Genomic DNA, 15,936 nt, shown 5'->3' with positions numbered 1-15,936 from the left:
TATCATAATTATCCCCAATTGTGAATCATTGAGAACGGGAGTTGCGGAATTTTCATGGCAAAGTACCCCTGTACGAATGGAGTAATCAGTGCTACAATCAAATTTGAAATCCTTTAGGAGGTACAAGGTATGAAAAAAATACTAATGCTTGGAACAGGGGGCACCATCGCCTGTAAGCGGAGTGACAATGGCTTAAAGCCTCTCCTTACTACAGACGAAATCCTTTCCTATGTTCCGGAAGCATCAGAATTCTGCCAGGCAGACAGCCTGCAGATACTAAACATAGACAGCACCAATATGCAGCCAAGCCATTGGATTACCATGGCAAAGGCTATTGAAACTCATTATAAGGATTACGATGGTTTTGTTATCTGCCACGGCACGGATACCATGGCTTATACAGCCTCAGCCCTTTCCTATCTGGTACAGGATTCGGAAAAGCCCATTGTCATCACCGGAGCCCAAAGGCCCATTGACATGGAAAACACCGATGCCCGCACGAATTTATCAGACAGTCTCCGGTTTGCCAGCGAGTCTAAGGCCCATGGCGTTACCATTGCGTTTGATGGCAAGGTGATTGCAGGCACCAGAGGGAAAAAGGAGCGCACCAAGAGCTACAATGCTTTTTCCAGCATTAATTTTCCATATATTGCCGCGATCCAGGATGGACACGTGCTGTTTTACGTAGATGATAAGGCTTCCTGTCCCAGGCAGGTTCGGTTTTTCCAAAAGCTGAATCCTCATGTGGCATTAATGAAACTGATTCCTTCCATGGGGTCTGACGTTCTGGATTTTATGGCAGAGCATTATGATGCGGTGATCATAGAATCCTTTGGTGTCGGCGGCCTCCCCTCCTATGATACCGGTGATTTTTATAAGGCCGTTAAAAAGTGGATCAAACTTGGTAAAACCGTGGTCATGGCCACCCAGGTGACCAATGAGGGCAGCGATATGTCTGTGTACGAAGTCGGACATTCCATAAAAAAGGAGCTGGGACTTTTAGAAGCTTATGATATGACTCTGGAAGCCACAGTGACGAAGCTCATGTGGATTCTGGGACAGACCAGTGACGAAAATGAGATACGTGAATTATTTTACCGTACCATTAACAGAGATATTCTTTGGCAGGCTTAAAAATACGGGCGCAGCAAAGGAGATGAGCGATCATCCCTTTTGCAGCGCCCTTTAAAATAAGCGTGAGGGTTTTCCCTTATTCCAGATAAGCAATCAGCTTCTGGCCGTCTTCCGACACGTCGATCACGATTACATTTCCTGCCCGGACCTCATCCCCAAGAATGATCCTGGCCGCTAACGTTTCCACATGCTTTTGCAGGTACCGCTTTAGCGGACGGGCTCCGTAAACCGGATCATAGCCCTGCTCCACCACAAACTCTTTTGCCTGGTCGGTCAGTTCTATCTTTAGTTCCCGGTCTTCAATCCGTTTGTTCAAGTCCGCAAGGAGCAGGTCAACGATTCCTGCAATATTTTCCTTTTCAAGAGGCTTGAACAGGATTATTTCGTCAAGACGGTTTAAGAATTCCGGCCGGAAATGGTTCCTTAAATCATTCATTACCATTGCTTCCGCATCCTCCCGGATTCTTCCGGCTTCGTCAATACCGGTTAACAGATACTGGGAACCGATGTTGGATGTCATTATAATAATGGTGTTTTTAAAGTCAACGGTTTTTCCGGAAGAGTCTGTGATCCGTCCATCGTCAAGAACCTGCAGCAGTACGTTAAACACATCAGGGTGAGCCTTTTCCACCTCATCAAAGAGCACTACGGAATACGGCTTTCTCCTGACTGCCTCAGTCAGCTGGCCGCCTTCATCGTAGCCCACATATCCAGGAGGTGCTCCGATCAGTCTGGATACGGAATGCTTTTCCATGTACTCGCTCATATCGATTCTGACAATGTTATTTTCATCGTCAAACAGGTCTTCCGCCAAGGCCTTGGCAAGTTCTGTCTTCCCAACGCCCGTAGGTCCTAAAAACAGGAAGGAGCCAATGGGTTTGGTAGGATCCTTGATCCCTGCCTTGGAACGGATAATGGCTTCGGTCACTTTTATTACTGCCTCGTCCTGGCCGATGACTCTCTTATGAAGCTCCTTATCAAGGTGGAGGGTTTTATTCCTTTCCCCTTCCGTCAGTCTGGCCACCGGGATTCCTGTCCACTTGGATACGATTCTGGAAATCTCATCTTCTGTTACGCTTTCATGAACCAGGCTCATATCCTGGTTCCTTACCCTCTCTTCCTCTTCCGCCAGTTCCTTCTGAAGCTGGGGAAGCTTTCCGTATTGCAACTCTGCCGCGCGGTTTAAATCATACTTTTGCTGCGCTGTCTGGATCTCCCGGTTCATATTCTCAATTTCTTCCCGCAGGGCGGATAACCGTTCCACGGATGCCTTTTCATTTTCCCATTGGGCCTTCTGGGAAGCAAACTCATCATGAAGCTCCGCCAACTCCTTCTGAAGCTCAGCAAGGCGGTCCTGGCTTAAACGGTCGGTTTCCTTCTTAAGGGCAGCCTCTTCAATCTCCATCTGCATAATACGCCTGGAAAGCTCATCAAGCTCAGCCGGCATGGAGTCCAGTTCTGTCTTTATCATGGCACAAGCTTCATCCACTAGGTCAATGGCCTTATCCGGCAGAAAACGCTCGCTGATATAACGGTCAGACAAAGCGGCTGCCGATACCAGGGCAGAGTCTGTGATCTTTACCCCATGGTAGACCTCATACCGTTCTTTCAGTCCCCTTAATATGGAAATGGTATCTTCCACCGTAGGTTCGTCGACCATGACCGGCTGGAACCGCCGTTCTAAAGCCTGATCCTTCTCTATATACTGGCGGTATTCATCAAGTGTGGTTGCGCCGATGCAGTGAAGCTCGCCTCTGGCAAGCATAGGCTTTAACATATTGCCCGCGTCCATGGAACCTTCTGTCTTACCTGCTCCTACAATGGTATGAAGCTCGTCAATAAACAGAATGATCTGACCGTCGCTTTTCTTCACTTCATCAAGAACGGCCTTTAAACGTTCCTCAAATTCTCCCCGGTATTTGGCACCTGCCAGCAATGCTCCCATGTCAAGGGCAAACAGCTTTTTGTCCTTTAATCCCTCCGGTATATCACCCCGGACAATCCTTTGAGCCAGGCCTTCTACTACAGCAGTCTTTCCGACTCCAGGTTCACCGATCAAAACCGGGTTGTTCTTCGTCTTCCTGGAAAGGATCCGCACCACATTCCGGATCTCGCTGTCCCGTCCTATGACAGGATCCAGCTTCTGGTCCCTGGCCCGCTCCACCATATCATAGCCGTATTTGGTAAGGGTATCGTAGGTTGCCTCCGGGTTGTCATTGACAACACGCTGGTTTCCTCTTACCGTGGATAGGGCCTGTAAAAAGTTTTCCTTTGTTATGCCATAACTCCGAAACAGTTCCTTTACCGCTTTGGAGGGCTGCTTTAACATGGCTAAGAATAAATGCTCTACAGAAACGTATTCATCTCCCATGGCCTTTGCCTCATCCTCGGCGCTTATTAAGACCTTATTTAAATCATTGCTGATGTAAATCTGTCCTCCCCTGACCTTGGGAAGTTTTTCTATTGCCTGAGCCGTTTCATTTAAGAATTGCTCTTTTTGTATATTCATCTTGGTAATGAGTTTTAAAATCAGGCTGTCTTCAATGGTAAGAAGGCTGTACAGCATGTGTTCTTGCTCGATCTGCTGATTTCCATATTCATATGCAAGCTTTTCGCAGTTCTGGACGGCTTCCATCGATTTTTGCGTAAATTTATTGATGTTCATCATAGCTCCTCCTTTTTCTCAGTTATGTAAAAATATTGCTTTATTTGTTCTATATGTAATATAACAAATAGTGTTTCCTGTGTCAAGATAATTTTTCAGGATTCCAACAGAATTCCAACAAAAATCTTACAGTTTCAAGCCCTGCATTGTTTTTTCCAGGACCTTCCTCTATAATCAAAGCAGTGATTCTTATCCCTTACATTCAGGAGGTGACACTTTCATGAAAAATATTTCCCGCCGCGGGTTAATACTCCATGGAGCAGCAGCCGCTGCTGTTTCCCTGTTTCTTTTTGCAGCCACAGTCCCCTTTGACAGCTTTGCCCACACAAAGGATGAATCCATATATCTGTCCGGTGCCTGGATAAAGGATGAGGTTGGCTGGCGTTTTTTTAATCAATGGAATTCCTCCTATCCTGCCGGAAAATGGGCGGAATACCAGGGCCATTCCTATTATTTCATGGACAATGGGTACATGGCGACCGGCTGGCGTTTTATCAATGACAACTGGTATTATTTTAATCCCTGTCAGGGAAAAGAGGAAGGCTCTATGGTAACCGGCTGGGTGTATGACTCTGATCTTTGCGGCTGGTTTTACATGAACCAGATTGGAATCATGGTAACCGGTTGGCATAAAATCGATGGCTTCTGGTACTATTTTAACCCGAATTCCGACGGTCTACTCGGTCTTATGGCTGTAAACCAATTTGTTGACGGTTCCTATGTGGATGCAAACGGGCGCATGAATGAAGTCAGGTAAACGAAGAAAAGAGCAGTGCTGCTTAAGAAACAGACACCGCTCTTTTTTCTATTCCCCTGAATCTCCAGCTAAATAAAACCGCGCGGAAAATCCAGTCAATAAACATTCCATACCATACGCCCATGACACCTGTATTCATCACACGTACGAAGAAATAAGCAAATGCGATCCGGAACAGCCACATAGAGAATATGGACACTACCATGGTAAATTTGGCATCCATAGAAGCTCTCAGGGCATAAGGAATGGTAAAGGCCAAAGGCCACACGATCATTGCATAGCTGTGGACCACCACCATCCGGACGGATATTTTTGCAGCCTCCCCCGAAAGGTTGTAGACAGAAGCAAGCTGGTCTGAAAATACGACCATGACCGTACACAACAAAAGAAGGATTCCGTAATTAGCGCCGACCAAAAGTCTGGTATAGCGCTTTGCCTCCTTTTTCTCTCCTGCTCCCACACATTGTCCAACAATGGTGATCAGGCCCAGGCCTATGGCATTGCCGGGCAGATACAGCAGGGTCACCAGGTTGGAAGCCACTGCGTAGCTGGCAATCGCCGCCGTTCCCAGGGAAGAGATCAGGCTTTGCAGCGCAAGCTTTCCAAACTGGAACATGCCGTTTTCCAGGCCGTTTGGGATACCAATGGACAGTATCTTCTTAATCATCGGAATGTCTGGCTTAAGATCCTCCAGACGGTTGATCCTCACAACATTGCCGGGACTTTGAATCATGAAAAGCATCACTACCGCAGCGGCCACCCTGCAAAACAGGGTGGGCCATGCCAGGCCGGTCACTCCCATATGAAGGCCGTATACACAGACTGCATTTCCCGCTACATTCACGGTATTTATCACAAGGGAAACTGCCATGGAAGCCTTGGAGTTTCCCATGGAGCGGAATAAGGCCGCACAGGAATTATAGACTGCCACAAAGGGATAGGACAGGGCCGTAATCCAGAAATAAACCACGGCGGCGCTCATGACTGACTCATCCACACTGCCGAAAATAGCCTTTAGAAGGCCTCCCCTGCCTGCCAGTGCAATAAGGGTAACAAGCACTGACAGTACAGTCGTGACTCCAATGAGCTGCCCCGCTGCCTTGCAGGCATTCTCTGACTGCTTTTTCCCAAGATACTGGGACGAAATGACAGCACCTCCTGTAGCCAGTGCCGACAGCATCTGAATGACCAGAATGTTGATGGATTCCACCAGAGAAACTCCGGAAACCGATGCCTCTCCCACTGCAGCCGCCATCATGACATTCACCATTCCTACAAAAACGATCAATATCTGTTCCACGATCAAAGGGGCCAGCAGCTTCATCAAATCTTTTTTAGTAAACATGAACCTTCCTCTTATTATGCCTCAAACGGGTAGCGGATTCCCCACTGTCTTCTTAGCTCATCCATGACCCTCATTACGTCCAGGGTTGCCTTATGAGGCATCTGGGGACACTCTGTCCAGCCGTTTCTAATGGCTTCCCCGCTGGCTTCAATCTGGTATTCATATCCTGATATCTGTTCCGGCCTGATGTGAGTTTCAACCAGCTCCCTACTGGCATTATAAACCCGGATGGTCTCAAAATTATTGACATTCTCAACTACAAGGTATCCCTTGGTTCCGTATATGACTCCCATACGGTCGGAGAGCACCCGCAGGGAACTGTTTAAGATTGCCATCTTTCCTCCAGGATAGCATAGGGTTATGCTGTTCTGGGCGTCCACTCCGCTGTCAGTCTTAATCACACTGGATTTGATATCTGTAATCTCATCACCAAAAACAATGGAAGCGAAATTAAGAGTGTACACTCCTACATCAAGAAGGGCTCCCCCTGCAAGCTCCGGCTTTATTAGGCGCGGCTTGTCAGAAACCAGATAACAGAGATTTGCCGTAAGGGTCATAGGCTCACCGATAACGCCTGAGTTTAAAACCTCTTTCAGGGTTTTTGCCATAGGCATGTAACGTACCCACATGGCTTCCGTTATCATAAGATTTTTTTCCTCCGCCAGATCGGTCATCTCCTTGGCCTGAGCATAGTTGGCAGCAAAGGCTTTTTCGCAGAGAACATGCTTTCCATTTTCCAGGCATAGCTTCGCATTGCTGCAATGCTCAGAATGAGGTGTTGCAATGTAGATCAGCTGAATATCCGGGTCTTTCACAAGTTCCTCATAAGAGCCGTAAGCCCTTTCAATGGAAAAACGTGCCGTAAATTCTTCCGCTTTTTCCAGGCTTCTGGAGGCTGCTCCCAACAGAACTACCTGAGGCATCTGAAGCATTGTATTTGCCAGTACCGATGCGATCCTGCCTGTTCCCATGATTCCGATTTTTAACGCTTCCATGTCTTAAACCTCCGTACAATTATTTCATATATTTTCCTGTTCAGTATAGCACATGAAAAGAGTCTGTACAATTATTCTTTTGGAATGTCCAGAGGGGCTTCCCCTTTGCACTCCTGCTCCATCCTTTGAACCAGTCCAATAAATGCCTTCATCTCCCTGCTGATCCATTTATCCTTGTGATAAACCATCTGCCTCCAGGAGTGCAAGTGAAAATCCTTCATGTTAAGAGGCATTAAGGTTCCTTCCTTAATATCCCTGCAAATGGTGAATTCCGGAAGAAAAGAGATCCCTGCGTTGCTGCGGAGAAGCTTGATGATGAATTCTGTATTGCCGATCTCCAGAAAGGGGTGAACCTTTTTTCCATAAGCAGCAAGATACTGTTCCAGCATAAGCCGGTAGCTGGCATCCTTTTCCGTAAGGATCATGGGCTGCGAAATGACTTGATCTATGGTGAGACATGTTTCCATTCCAAAGGGATGGTCCTTTGAAGCTGCAAAAATAATGTTTTCAGGCTTTTCCATCACTTTCACCCATTTTGAATCATACATGCGCTTATCAAGGAAATACACCAGATCAATGGTGTTATGGTTCATCATGGTAAGAAGCGCATCAGGGGAGTCCACGACAATGCTTACGTTGACTAAGGGATAATGGCGGTGGAACTCCTGAATGAGGGGCGGAAACAAGGTAGAACAGATGGACTCTATGGTCCCGATCACCAGCCTTCCTGTAAGCTCCGGGGATACGGATAAAATATTTTTTACATGGGTTAAGTTCTTTACCACCTCAGCCGCATATTCATAAAAGGTTTCCCCCTCATGAGTCAGGGTCGTCTGCTTCCCGATCCGGTCAAACAAATGAACCTTTAGTTCCCGTTCCAGCTGTTTGATCTGTACGGTGACAGCAGCCTGGGAATAGCCCAGCTTTTCAGCCGCCCTGCAAAAACTTTTCCGGTTTGCCACCTCTAAAAATGTCTTTATTTCCCGAAGTTCCATCTTAAAACTCCTTCCTTAGTAATTTAAAAATATTAAACGTTATCTTAAAAACGTTAAATTTTACATTCATACTTTTATATGGTACATTATAACTAATAAGAAATCAATGATTATTGACAGGCTGTTTACGAAAATTAATGATACTTTCAGAAAGGAATTAATGTTCATATGGAAAGGGAATGTAATAAATACCGCGCCTATGTGCAGATACTGAAGGAAGAACTGCTTCCCGCCATGGGCTGTACCGAACCGATCGCCCTGGCTTATGCCGCCGCAATAGCCAGAAAAGCTCTGGGGCAGATACCTGATCAAGTGGTGGTGGCAGCCAGCGGAAGCATTATTAAGAATGTGAAATCTGTGATCGTTCCCAACACAGGCCATTTAAAGGGCATTCCTGCGGCAGTGGCGGCGGGGATTGTGGCAGGGAATCCGGAAAGAGAGCTGGAGGTCATAGCTGAGGTCTCGCCAGAGCAGATGGTACAGATGAGAGAATTTATGAAAGAACGAGAGATCACGGTGGAACATCTGGATCAGGGGATTAATTTTGACATCCTTATTACCCTGTATAAGGGATCGTCCTATAGCAGGGTACGGATTGCGGGTTACCACACCAACATCGTCCTCATTGAAAAGGATGGGATCATACAAGAGAAAAAGGAAGCGACTTTGGAAGAAGAGGCGCTGACTGACCGGAATTTACTCAATATGGAGGATATCTGGGACTTTATCAATTCCGTGGATATCTCTGACATACAGGAGATCCTGGACCGGCAGATCCGTTACAACTGGGCCATTGCCGAAGAGGGGCTTAAGGAAAGCTATGGAGCCAATATCGGCAAGGTACTTCTTAAAAATGCGGGAGATGACTTATCCGCCAGGGCAAAGGCCATGGCAGCTGCAGGTTCTGATGCCAGAATGAATGGCTGCGGACTGCCGGTGGTTATCAATTCCGGAAGCGGAAATCAGGGGATCACCGTTTCCGTACCTGTCATCGTATATGCAAAGGCCTTAAAGGCCAGCGAAGAGAAATTATACCGGGCCTTAGCCTTATCCAATCTGGCCGCCATTCACCAGAAAACTCCCATCGGCAGATTATCCGCCTATTGCGGAGCCGTCAATGCAGGAGCCGGGGCCGGAGCTGGAATTGCCTATCTCTGCGGAGGAGGCTATGAGGAAGTCATCCATACCATAGTCAATGCGCTTGCCATTGTCTCCGGTATCGTATGCGATGGGGCAAAGTCCTCCTGTGCGGCAAAGATCGCATCTTCCATAGAAGCCGGAATTCTAGGTTACAATATGTACATGCAGGGACAGCAGTTCTTTGACGGCGATGGGATCGTCACCAAAGGCGTGGAGGCTACCCTTCGGAATGTCGGAAGACTGGGGAGAGAAGGAATGAGGGAAACCAACAAGGAAATTATACGGATTATGATAGAGGTGTAACATAGATAAGACAGCAATTCCAGGGGCTTCCTGGAATTGCTGTCTTTTAGCCTTAATAGCTATATCATTTATCAATCTTAAAGGGATCTCCATACATTTCCCACTCAAGAGGCTTTTGTAAGGAATAATTTTCTTCCTTTAGGAAATTCCTTTGGGCAATTGTTCTGCTTAAGTCTTCATGAGCACTTTCAAGTTTCATTACCTTATCTCTTTCATCAAGAAAAGCCGTAAGATAATCTGCTTCATTTCCTCCATCTGCCGGAGACTTCGCTTTATTTATCGCAGCCTCTCTTATGCCCGGAAAACTTTCTTCATATGGAACAGATCCATCACCTGGGCCATGCATTACGATTGCATCATAGTAAATGAACTGGCCCAAAATGGATAATCCGTCTTTTACTGCCTGGTCAACTGCCGGATTAAAATACATCTCATCTCTGATTTTGTTCTGTGCTTCCTGGAATTCTTCATCTTCGCTGGCAGTCTTCCAGTCATTTTCAAAAGCTTCCCCTAATCCTTCATGAGAATCCGAACCATTCACTTTTTCAAGAGCTTCTATGTATTTAGCCAGCTGATTCTCCGACTTTGTTTCTGTATAGCCTTTTACTAATTGCAGCATATCTCCCGTTCCAGAACAAAACCCGATGATTCCGGCTGTATACCCTCTCCCATCTTCAATATCTTCAATATAGCTGTATTGAGCCTTCCAATCCAACGATGAATTTTCTGCGCTGGAAACTAACTCCATCGCAATCTCTTTCTTTTCTGAGTCTTTCAAAGAACCGCTGCTTTCGCTCCCTTTCTTTAATTGACCGCCGGTTTGATTGGAAGTACATCCGGTTAAAATCAATAACCCTATGAGAGATACGATAACCATGATTTTGTTTGTTTTTTTATTCAAGAAAATTTTTCTCCTTTCATCAAACAAAAGTTTACTGAAAACCTACTGAAAGAAATTAGGAAGATGTTTTTCATGGGCTTCCAGTAATTCCTCCATTACCTGTTTTGCTACGTCCCCGCTGGTAATCAGAGGATTCATCATAAAGGCCTGTAATAGGGTGCCTCTATCCCCTGTAACAGCAGCTTCAATGGTTAATTCCTCCATAGCTTTCATCAATTGCAGCAATCCTCTTTCCTGAGGTTTAAAGCTTCCGAAATTATAAGGAACCGGGCCTTTTCCTGTTAAAGTACAAGTAACTTCAACCGCGCAATCATCAGGCAGGTCTTTGATCGTACCGTTATTCCGGGTACTAACGGTCATGGTTGTTCTTTTATCATTGTAGATTGAGGTAATCGTTTCGCAAGCAGCATCACTATATCTGGCTCCGCCCCGTTCTTCTAACTGTTTCGGTTTATAATTTAAATTGGGGTCCTTATATAATTCATATAATTCGGCTTCAATTTTTTTGACTTTTTCTGCACGGGTTCCATTGTTTTTAAAGTCTTCTAATTCCTCGGCTAACATTTTATCCGTATAGTAATAGTAATTATGATACGGGCATGGAACCATATGAAGATTTTCAACTTGTTCAAAAATTAAACGATTATCCTTAATATTTGCAACAATTGAATTTGTTTCTCCACTTCCATACATCTTATTTATAAGTTCATCCGTTCTGTCAATTCCATTTTTATCAACCACTGTGTGCCAGTGCAGATGATTAATGCCTGCAAACTGGAAGAATAAATCTGATGGCAATTCATCAAGTATTGCAGCTTCTTCATAGACCGCATTGATTGGAATATTGCATAAACCAACGACCTTGTTCCAATTGCCATATCTTAAAACGGCTTCCGTAACCATACCGGAAGGATTGGTAAAGTTAATTAACCAAGCATCAGGGCATAGCTCTTTCATTTCTTCAACAATATCTAATATTACAGGAATGGTTCGTAATGCCTTAAAGATGCCCCCGGCGCCATTGGTTTCCTGACCGATTAACCCATGGCTTAAAGGGATACGCTCATCCTGAATTCGAGCATCTAATAATCCAACCCGCAGCTGTGTGGTAACGAAATCCGCATCTTTTAAAGCTTCCCGCCGGTCCAGCGTTAGGTAAACCTTGCAGTCAATTCCTGCTGCTTCTACCATCCGCTTAGCCATCTCTCCCACAATCTCTAACTTATGCCTGCCTTCTTCGATATCCACCAGCCACAATTCACTGATTGGAAATTCATCATATCTTTTAATAAATCCCTCAACCAATTCTGGTGTATAGCTGGATCCTCCGCCAATCGTTACAACTTTAATTTTTTTTGACATAGTAAATTCCTCCATGATCAATTTTCTGCAACTCCATTAACTTCAATATCCGTTGTTTCAAGTGTGTGATTTTCATTCTCCAACATTTGTTTTTCAGCAATCTTGAAAAATGGCATATAAATAACAATAGCAATGACAATTTCAAGTGCAGACCAGATTGCGGCTCTTATATCCCAGCCAGTGGCCATTAAAGGTCCAATAATCGGGGGCATGGTCCAGGGAACCATCATTATCGGTCTGCCAACCAATCCAATGGACATAAGAAAATAACTGCTGGCAGCCAATACTAACGGAATCAAAATGAAAGGAATCATCATCAGTGGGTTCATGATAATCGGAAACCCGAAAATTACCGGCTCATTTATTTCAAAAATCGAACCCGGCAGAGCCACCTTTCCCAATTCCTTATAAGTTTTTGATTTTGAGAAAATCATCAGAAGAACTAAGGTTAATGTAGCCCCTGTTCCGCCCACATTAACAAATAAGCTGGAAAAACCTGATGCAGTGATATAAGGAAGTGCTTCTCCTTTGGCATATGCAGAAGCATTTGCTGCAACAAAGGCTAAAAATATTGGATCTGCAACACCTTCTAATGTCATGTCTCCATGGATTCCTGCACACCACAATAAACTTACTAAAAATGTGTAGAGCAAAATACCAGGTAAACTATTTAATGCATGAAGCAACGGCGAAAAGATACTTTGAATGAATTCAGTAATATTAAAATGCAGCGGAACACGAATTGTCCAGAACAGCACTAAAATCAGCATTGCAGGAATCAAAGATACAAAGGAATTACTTACTGCCGGCGGCACACCCTCAGGCAGTTTAAATACCCAATTCTTTTTAATGCAGAAATGATAAATTTCAGTCGTAACAATTCCCGCAATAATTGCTGTAAATAGTCCCGTAGAATCAAAGCCTGCAGGATCAATGACAAAGCCGTCTGAAAGCTGAGTGGTAATAAAAGCCATTACCGACAAGCCCGCACCGGAAATAGCATCAAGGTCATAACTTTTACTTAGCTCGTAACCGATTCCAATTGCTGCTAAAAGTGAAATAATGCCAAACGAAACACCGACGGCAGCATTAATCATGTCTTCATAAGGTGCTAAAAAATTAGTCCAGCTTTCAATTGGAATATTCCCTATGATAAGAAAAATGCTTCCGCTTATGATTGCCGGTAACGTTAACGTTAAACCATTACGTACCGCTACCAAATGTCTTTGATTCCCCAATCTTGACAATGGCGGTATAATTGTGTCTTGCAACCAGTTCATCAATTTATCCATCTTTATTTCCCCCTTATTGTGTGCTCAAATTCAATCGCCCAATGCTTTTTTGACCTGAGCTATGACCTTTGCACCGTTCATAGTGCCATATACCTGCATATCAATGCATTCAATGATCTTACCTGGACAGTCCTTTTCTACTTTTGCCTTACTGAAACGAACCTGAGGCCCCAGCAGGATGATATCTGCATCCTTCCCCTTGTCCTTGGTGCTTGCAAGTGCATAGGCATTGATCTTACACTCGTAATTTTCTTTTTCAGCTGCCTCTTTCATCTTATGAACCAAGAGGCTGGTGGACATTCCTGCCGCACAAAACAAAACAATGTTTCTCATAACTACCTTCCTTTCTATAAATGAATTATTTTATTCTTAAAATATCAATCATTTCTTTGCACAGGTCCATGACCGTCATGGCATTCATCAGATGATCCTGGGCATGAACCATTAAAAGCCCGACTTCTGCCTTTTTGCCGTTTAACTCATTCTGGATCATTTCTGTCTGGACCTCATGTGCTTCCTGAATCGTCTTTTCTGCATCTTCCATCAACTGGTCCGCATGTTTAAAATCACCGTTTTTTGCCGAACGCAGTGCTTCAATCGCAGTGCTTCTGGCGTTCCCTCCGCAGACTACAAGCTTCATAACAATCATTTCAATATCCATTCTCACACTGCCTCTCTCTTAACCTGTAATTATGAGTCTCACAAATGTCATAAAGTGACTCAAAACTACATCATGCTGATCTTGTATTATCTGAATTATTCTATCTACTGTTAACCTCTCCCTCAATTTGCAGCTGGTACAGAACGAACGGAAGCTCCTGCTGCTGCAAGCAGGCCGTTCATAAATTTTCTCTTCATCACTTCCCTGTCTTTATTGAAAATAATGCATTTATCTATTGCACATTCACATACTACCATACTTCTTTTTAGAACTCCATGATGCCTTTTTCCATTTTCGTAATGGTACCTTTTTCCTCTCTTTACCAAATGAATATACGACTTTGCGAGGCTGATCCCGACAGAGAAAAAGACGAGTGCAAAATGATAATCATTTTGCACTCGTCTCACTTTTATTCTATATGCCTTTCCCTCATACTTCCTTTGGAATCTGTGCTTCTATGCTGCTCATGGCTTCTATAAATGCATCATAATCCTGCTTTTTGACCAGCTCCTGGATTTGTTTCTGGCTTAAAAGAAAGGCCGCCGTCATCTGATAAAAGCGCTGCAGTTCTTCACTGGTATGATCCTTATTGGCTATGGACACCAGGAAAACGGCGCGTACCTTCTGCCCTTCCCAGTCCACCGGTTCATCAAGGATACCAACACATACAAATGTCTCCTCACTGATCGCCTTGTAAACGTGAGGCATTGCCACCATGTTGCCAAAAGCGGTCTTGGCTAGCCTCTCCCTCTTTAACACGGATTCATAAAATTCCTTCGGAAGATTCTTCTTTTCCATCACAAACTGGCACATACAGCGGAGGACCTCTTCCTTTGTCTGCAGCTTTAAATGAGGCAGAAACATCTCCCGTTCATAGTAATTCCGCACGGAAGATGCCTTATCGGAAGTAAGAACCTTTTTTACATTGACAATGTCTTTGTCATCAAGAAAATACTGCACCTCCAGAATCGGAAGAGGTACAGGAACCGTGATGGGTACGGTGGTAAAGATGTAGTCATATTTTGAAAAATCCACCTTATAAATACTTCCCACATCACAGGCAGTAATATCGTTTATATATTCTTTAAACGAATTCTGGTATTTATACTGAAGAAGCTTCGCACTTCCCCGACCGGAAGAGCATACCAGAAGTATATTCTTTTTCTCTATTTCAGTCTTTTTCCGCTCAAGAGCAAATGCGAAAGCAAAGGCAAAGTATGCAATTTCATCTTCTGACAAAAGGATATTAAAATGTTCGTTTATAACTGTGACCGCATTGCAGGCCATGGTATAGGAAAGGCAAAACCTTTCCTTTACATCCCGAAGAAGAGGATTCTTTAAGTCCATATCATATTTAATCCTGATGCTTAAAGGCACCAGATGCTGGCACAATAGCATGCGCAGCTCCAGATCATTGCGGAAATCAAATTTGAACAGATCGTATACCCGTTCCAGCATGATGGTCACCAGATCACTGATTTCCTGGGTAATGATGATATTCTGATCCGCTCCATCGGCATGGTATATCATCTTCTTCCCTGCTAAGTGTATGGTGATGTAAACGATCTCTGCCTCAGGAAATGTGATGTGGAATGTGGATTCTATCTGTTCCGCGATTTCTTTTGCGATCTGATACTCATACCGTCCGTTCAAATTCTTCAAAGGCTCCTCAGGCATGGGCACATAATGGCATTCCATGATCCGGCTGATCGCTATGTAGAGATGAACAACGAGGTTCTGATAGGCAGCTCCGGGGATCAGAAAATCGTTCCTTTTAAGAACATCCGATACGCATGCCGCAATCTCATCCATACTCTGATTGCCCTTATGAAGCCGTTTTCCAGAAAAAGACGCGATGCACAATCTTGCTTCGAATTCTCCTCCTTCCAGCTTAATTCCGTAATTAGGTTTTCGGATGATTTTTATATTAAATTTATTTAAGTATTGTTCTACTTCCTTTAAATCCGCTGTCAATGTCCGCTTCGAGATATACAGACTGTCACTCAATTCATCCAATTTTACAAAGGAAGGGCTGTTAAACAGATACTCCAGCAGGTATTGTATCCGTTCCTCCGACGTATCAGGCAGATATTTATCGGAATGATGGGCGTCCTGAATAAAAGAACCGAACTTTTCTTTGTCCGAAACGTTCAGATAATATCCTACACCATATTTTGAAAGAATCGAGGCCCCATAGGGCTCTATTTCCTGATTCATCTCTTTCAGCAGATTGCGAATGGTCTTTGTCCCGATACAGATCTGCCCTGCAAGATCTTCTGCCGTATAGTATTCACTGTCTGACAAAATATCCAGGATCTGTCTCTTTCGCCTATCCATATCTATTCACTCCTATTTATTCATGCCAAATACGAAATACTTTTAGCTA

At 44.3% G+C, this 15,936-nt stretch carries 14 protein-coding genes; 3 read left to right on the top strand and 11 right to left on the bottom strand.

Annotation, left to right across the window (positions count from 1 at the left end; genetic code table 11):
• The first annotated feature begins 129 nt into the window (after positions 1-129).
• Complete coding sequence (locus BMX69_RS22210; RefSeq protein WP_100043553.1) at positions 130-1,134, top strand: asparaginase; 1,005 nt, start codon at positions 130-132, stop codon at positions 1,132-1,134.
• Between the two features lie 76 nt (positions 1,135-1,210).
• On the opposite strand, the gene clpB is transcribed toward BMX69_RS22210, so the two are convergent.
• A complete protein-coding gene (clpB, locus tag BMX69_RS22205) occupies positions 1,211-3,799 on the bottom strand; it encodes an ATP-dependent chaperone ClpB (protein WP_100043552.1) in 2,589 nt (862 codons plus the stop codon).
• Positions 3,800-4,019: 220 nt separating this feature from the next.
• Here clpB and BMX69_RS22200 point away from each other — a divergent pair, with 220 nt between their 5' ends.
• A complete protein-coding gene (locus BMX69_RS22200; protein ID WP_100043551.1) occupies positions 4,020-4,556 on the top strand; it encodes a glucan-binding protein in 537 nt (178 codons plus the stop codon).
• A 22-nt stretch (positions 4,557-4,578) separates the two neighbouring features.
• Here the strand turns inward: BMX69_RS22200 and BMX69_RS22195 are convergent, their stop codons facing one another.
• The 3 genes from BMX69_RS22195 to BMX69_RS22185 all read right to left on the bottom strand — a co-directional run bounded on the left by BMX69_RS22195 (position 4,579) and on the right by BMX69_RS22185 (position 7,891).
• Positions 4,579-5,901 carry an MATE family efflux transporter gene (locus BMX69_RS22195; RefSeq protein WP_100043550.1) on the bottom strand — a complete coding sequence of 441 codons (1,323 nt, stop codon included), beginning with the start codon at positions 5,899-5,901 and terminating at the stop codon, positions 4,579-4,581.
• 14 nt (positions 5,902-5,915) lie between these two features.
• Positions 5,916-6,896, bottom strand: coding sequence for a Gfo/Idh/MocA family protein (locus BMX69_RS22190; protein ID WP_054790804.1), 981 nt, complete (start codon positions 6,894-6,896; stop codon positions 5,916-5,918).
• A 71-nt stretch (positions 6,897-6,967) separates the two neighbouring features.
• Entirely contained in the window at positions 6,968-7,891 is a 924-nt protein-coding gene (locus BMX69_RS22185) for a LysR family transcriptional regulator (protein ID WP_100043549.1), read from the bottom strand.
• Between the two features lie 168 nt (positions 7,892-8,059).
• On the opposite strand from BMX69_RS22185, the gene BMX69_RS22180 reads away from it, so the two are divergent.
• Complete coding sequence (locus BMX69_RS22180) at positions 8,060-9,334, top strand: L-cysteine desulfidase family protein (protein ID WP_100043548.1); 1,275 nt, start codon at positions 8,060-8,062, stop codon at positions 9,332-9,334.
• A 64-nt stretch (positions 9,335-9,398) separates the two neighbouring features.
• Here BMX69_RS22180 and BMX69_RS22175 read toward each other — a convergent pair whose 3' ends face one another.
• From BMX69_RS22175 to BMX69_RS22150, 7 genes are all read right to left on the bottom strand, one after another.
• Positions 9,399-10,235, bottom strand: coding sequence for a chitosanase (locus tag BMX69_RS22175; protein WP_054790803.1), 837 nt, complete (start codon positions 10,233-10,235; stop codon positions 9,399-9,401).
• A gap of 42 nt (positions 10,236-10,277) precedes the next feature.
• Complete coding sequence (locus BMX69_RS22170) at positions 10,278-11,597, bottom strand: 6-phospho-beta-glucosidase (RefSeq protein WP_054790802.1); 1,320 nt, start codon at positions 11,595-11,597, stop codon at positions 10,278-10,280.
• A gap of 17 nt (positions 11,598-11,614) precedes the next feature.
• A complete protein-coding gene (locus tag BMX69_RS22165; protein WP_100043547.1) occupies positions 11,615-12,889 on the bottom strand; it encodes a PTS sugar transporter subunit IIC in 1,275 nt (424 codons plus the stop codon).
• Between the two features lie 30 nt (positions 12,890-12,919).
• Positions 12,920-13,222 carry a PTS sugar transporter subunit IIB gene (locus tag BMX69_RS22160; protein WP_038278151.1) on the bottom strand — a complete coding sequence of 101 codons (303 nt, stop codon included), beginning with the start codon at positions 13,220-13,222 and terminating at the stop codon, positions 12,920-12,922.
• 25 nt (positions 13,223-13,247) lie between these two features.
• Positions 13,248-13,550, bottom strand: coding sequence for a PTS sugar transporter subunit IIA (locus tag BMX69_RS22155; protein WP_025231194.1), 303 nt, complete (start codon positions 13,548-13,550; stop codon positions 13,248-13,250).
• A gap of 122 nt (positions 13,551-13,672) precedes the next feature.
• On the bottom strand, positions 13,673-13,948 hold the full coding sequence (locus BMX69_RS24555; RefSeq protein ID WP_054790800.1) for a hypothetical protein: 276 nt from the start codon (positions 13,946-13,948) through the stop codon (positions 13,673-13,675).
• 31 nt (positions 13,949-13,979) lie between these two features.
• A complete protein-coding gene (locus BMX69_RS22150) occupies positions 13,980-15,887 on the bottom strand; it encodes a BglG family transcription antiterminator (RefSeq protein WP_100043546.1) in 1,908 nt (635 codons plus the stop codon).
• Positions 15,888-15,936 lie beyond the last annotated feature (49 nt).

It is taken from the genome of Lacrimispora sphenoides JCM 1415, from assembly GCF_900105615.1.
In the GTDB taxonomy this organism is placed as follows: Bacteria; Bacillota; Clostridia; order Lachnospirales; family Lachnospiraceae; genus Lacrimispora; species Lacrimispora sphenoides.
Note: the sequence above shows the minus strand (reverse complement) of the source record. Positions and strands in the feature narration are given on the sequence as shown.

Excerpts from the sequence above, each read along its gene's own strand:
- BMX69_RS22210 (WP_100043553.1), top strand. The coding sequence starts at position 130 with ATGAAAAAAATACTAATGCTTGGAACAGGGGGCACCATCGCCTGTAAG.
- clpB (WP_100043552.1), bottom strand. The coding sequence starts at position 3,799 with ATGAACATCAATAAATTTACGCAAAAATCGATGGAAGCCGTCCAGAAC.
- BMX69_RS22200 (WP_100043551.1), top strand. The coding sequence starts at position 4,020 with ATGAAAAATATTTCCCGCCGCGGGTTAATACTCCATGGAGCAGCAGCC.
- BMX69_RS22195 (WP_100043550.1), bottom strand. The coding sequence starts at position 5,901 with ATGTTTACTAAAAAAGATTTGATGAAGCTGCTGGCCCCTTTGATCGTG.
- BMX69_RS22190 (WP_054790804.1), bottom strand. The coding sequence starts at position 6,896 with ATGGAAGCGTTAAAAATCGGAATCATGGGAACAGGCAGGATCGCATCG.
- BMX69_RS22185 (WP_100043549.1), bottom strand. The coding sequence starts at position 7,891 with ATGGAACTTCGGGAAATAAAGACATTTTTAGAGGTGGCAAACCGGAAA.
- BMX69_RS22180 (WP_100043548.1), top strand. The coding sequence starts at position 8,060 with ATGGAAAGGGAATGTAATAAATACCGCGCCTATGTGCAGATACTGAAG.
- BMX69_RS22170 (WP_054790802.1), bottom strand. The coding sequence starts at position 11,597 with ATGTCAAAAAAAATTAAAGTTGTAACGATTGGCGGAGGATCCAGCTAT.
- BMX69_RS22165 (WP_100043547.1), bottom strand. The coding sequence starts at position 12,889 with ATGGATAAATTGATGAACTGGTTGCAAGACACAATTATACCGCCATTG.
- BMX69_RS22160 (WP_038278151.1), bottom strand. The coding sequence starts at position 13,222 with ATGAGAAACATTGTTTTGTTTTGTGCGGCAGGAATGTCCACCAGCCTC.
- BMX69_RS22155 (WP_025231194.1), bottom strand. The coding sequence starts at position 13,550 with ATGGATATTGAAATGATTGTTATGAAGCTTGTAGTCTGCGGAGGGAAC.
- BMX69_RS22150 (WP_100043546.1), bottom strand. The coding sequence starts at position 15,887 with ATGGATAGGCGAAAGAGACAGATCCTGGATATTTTGTCAGACAGTGAA.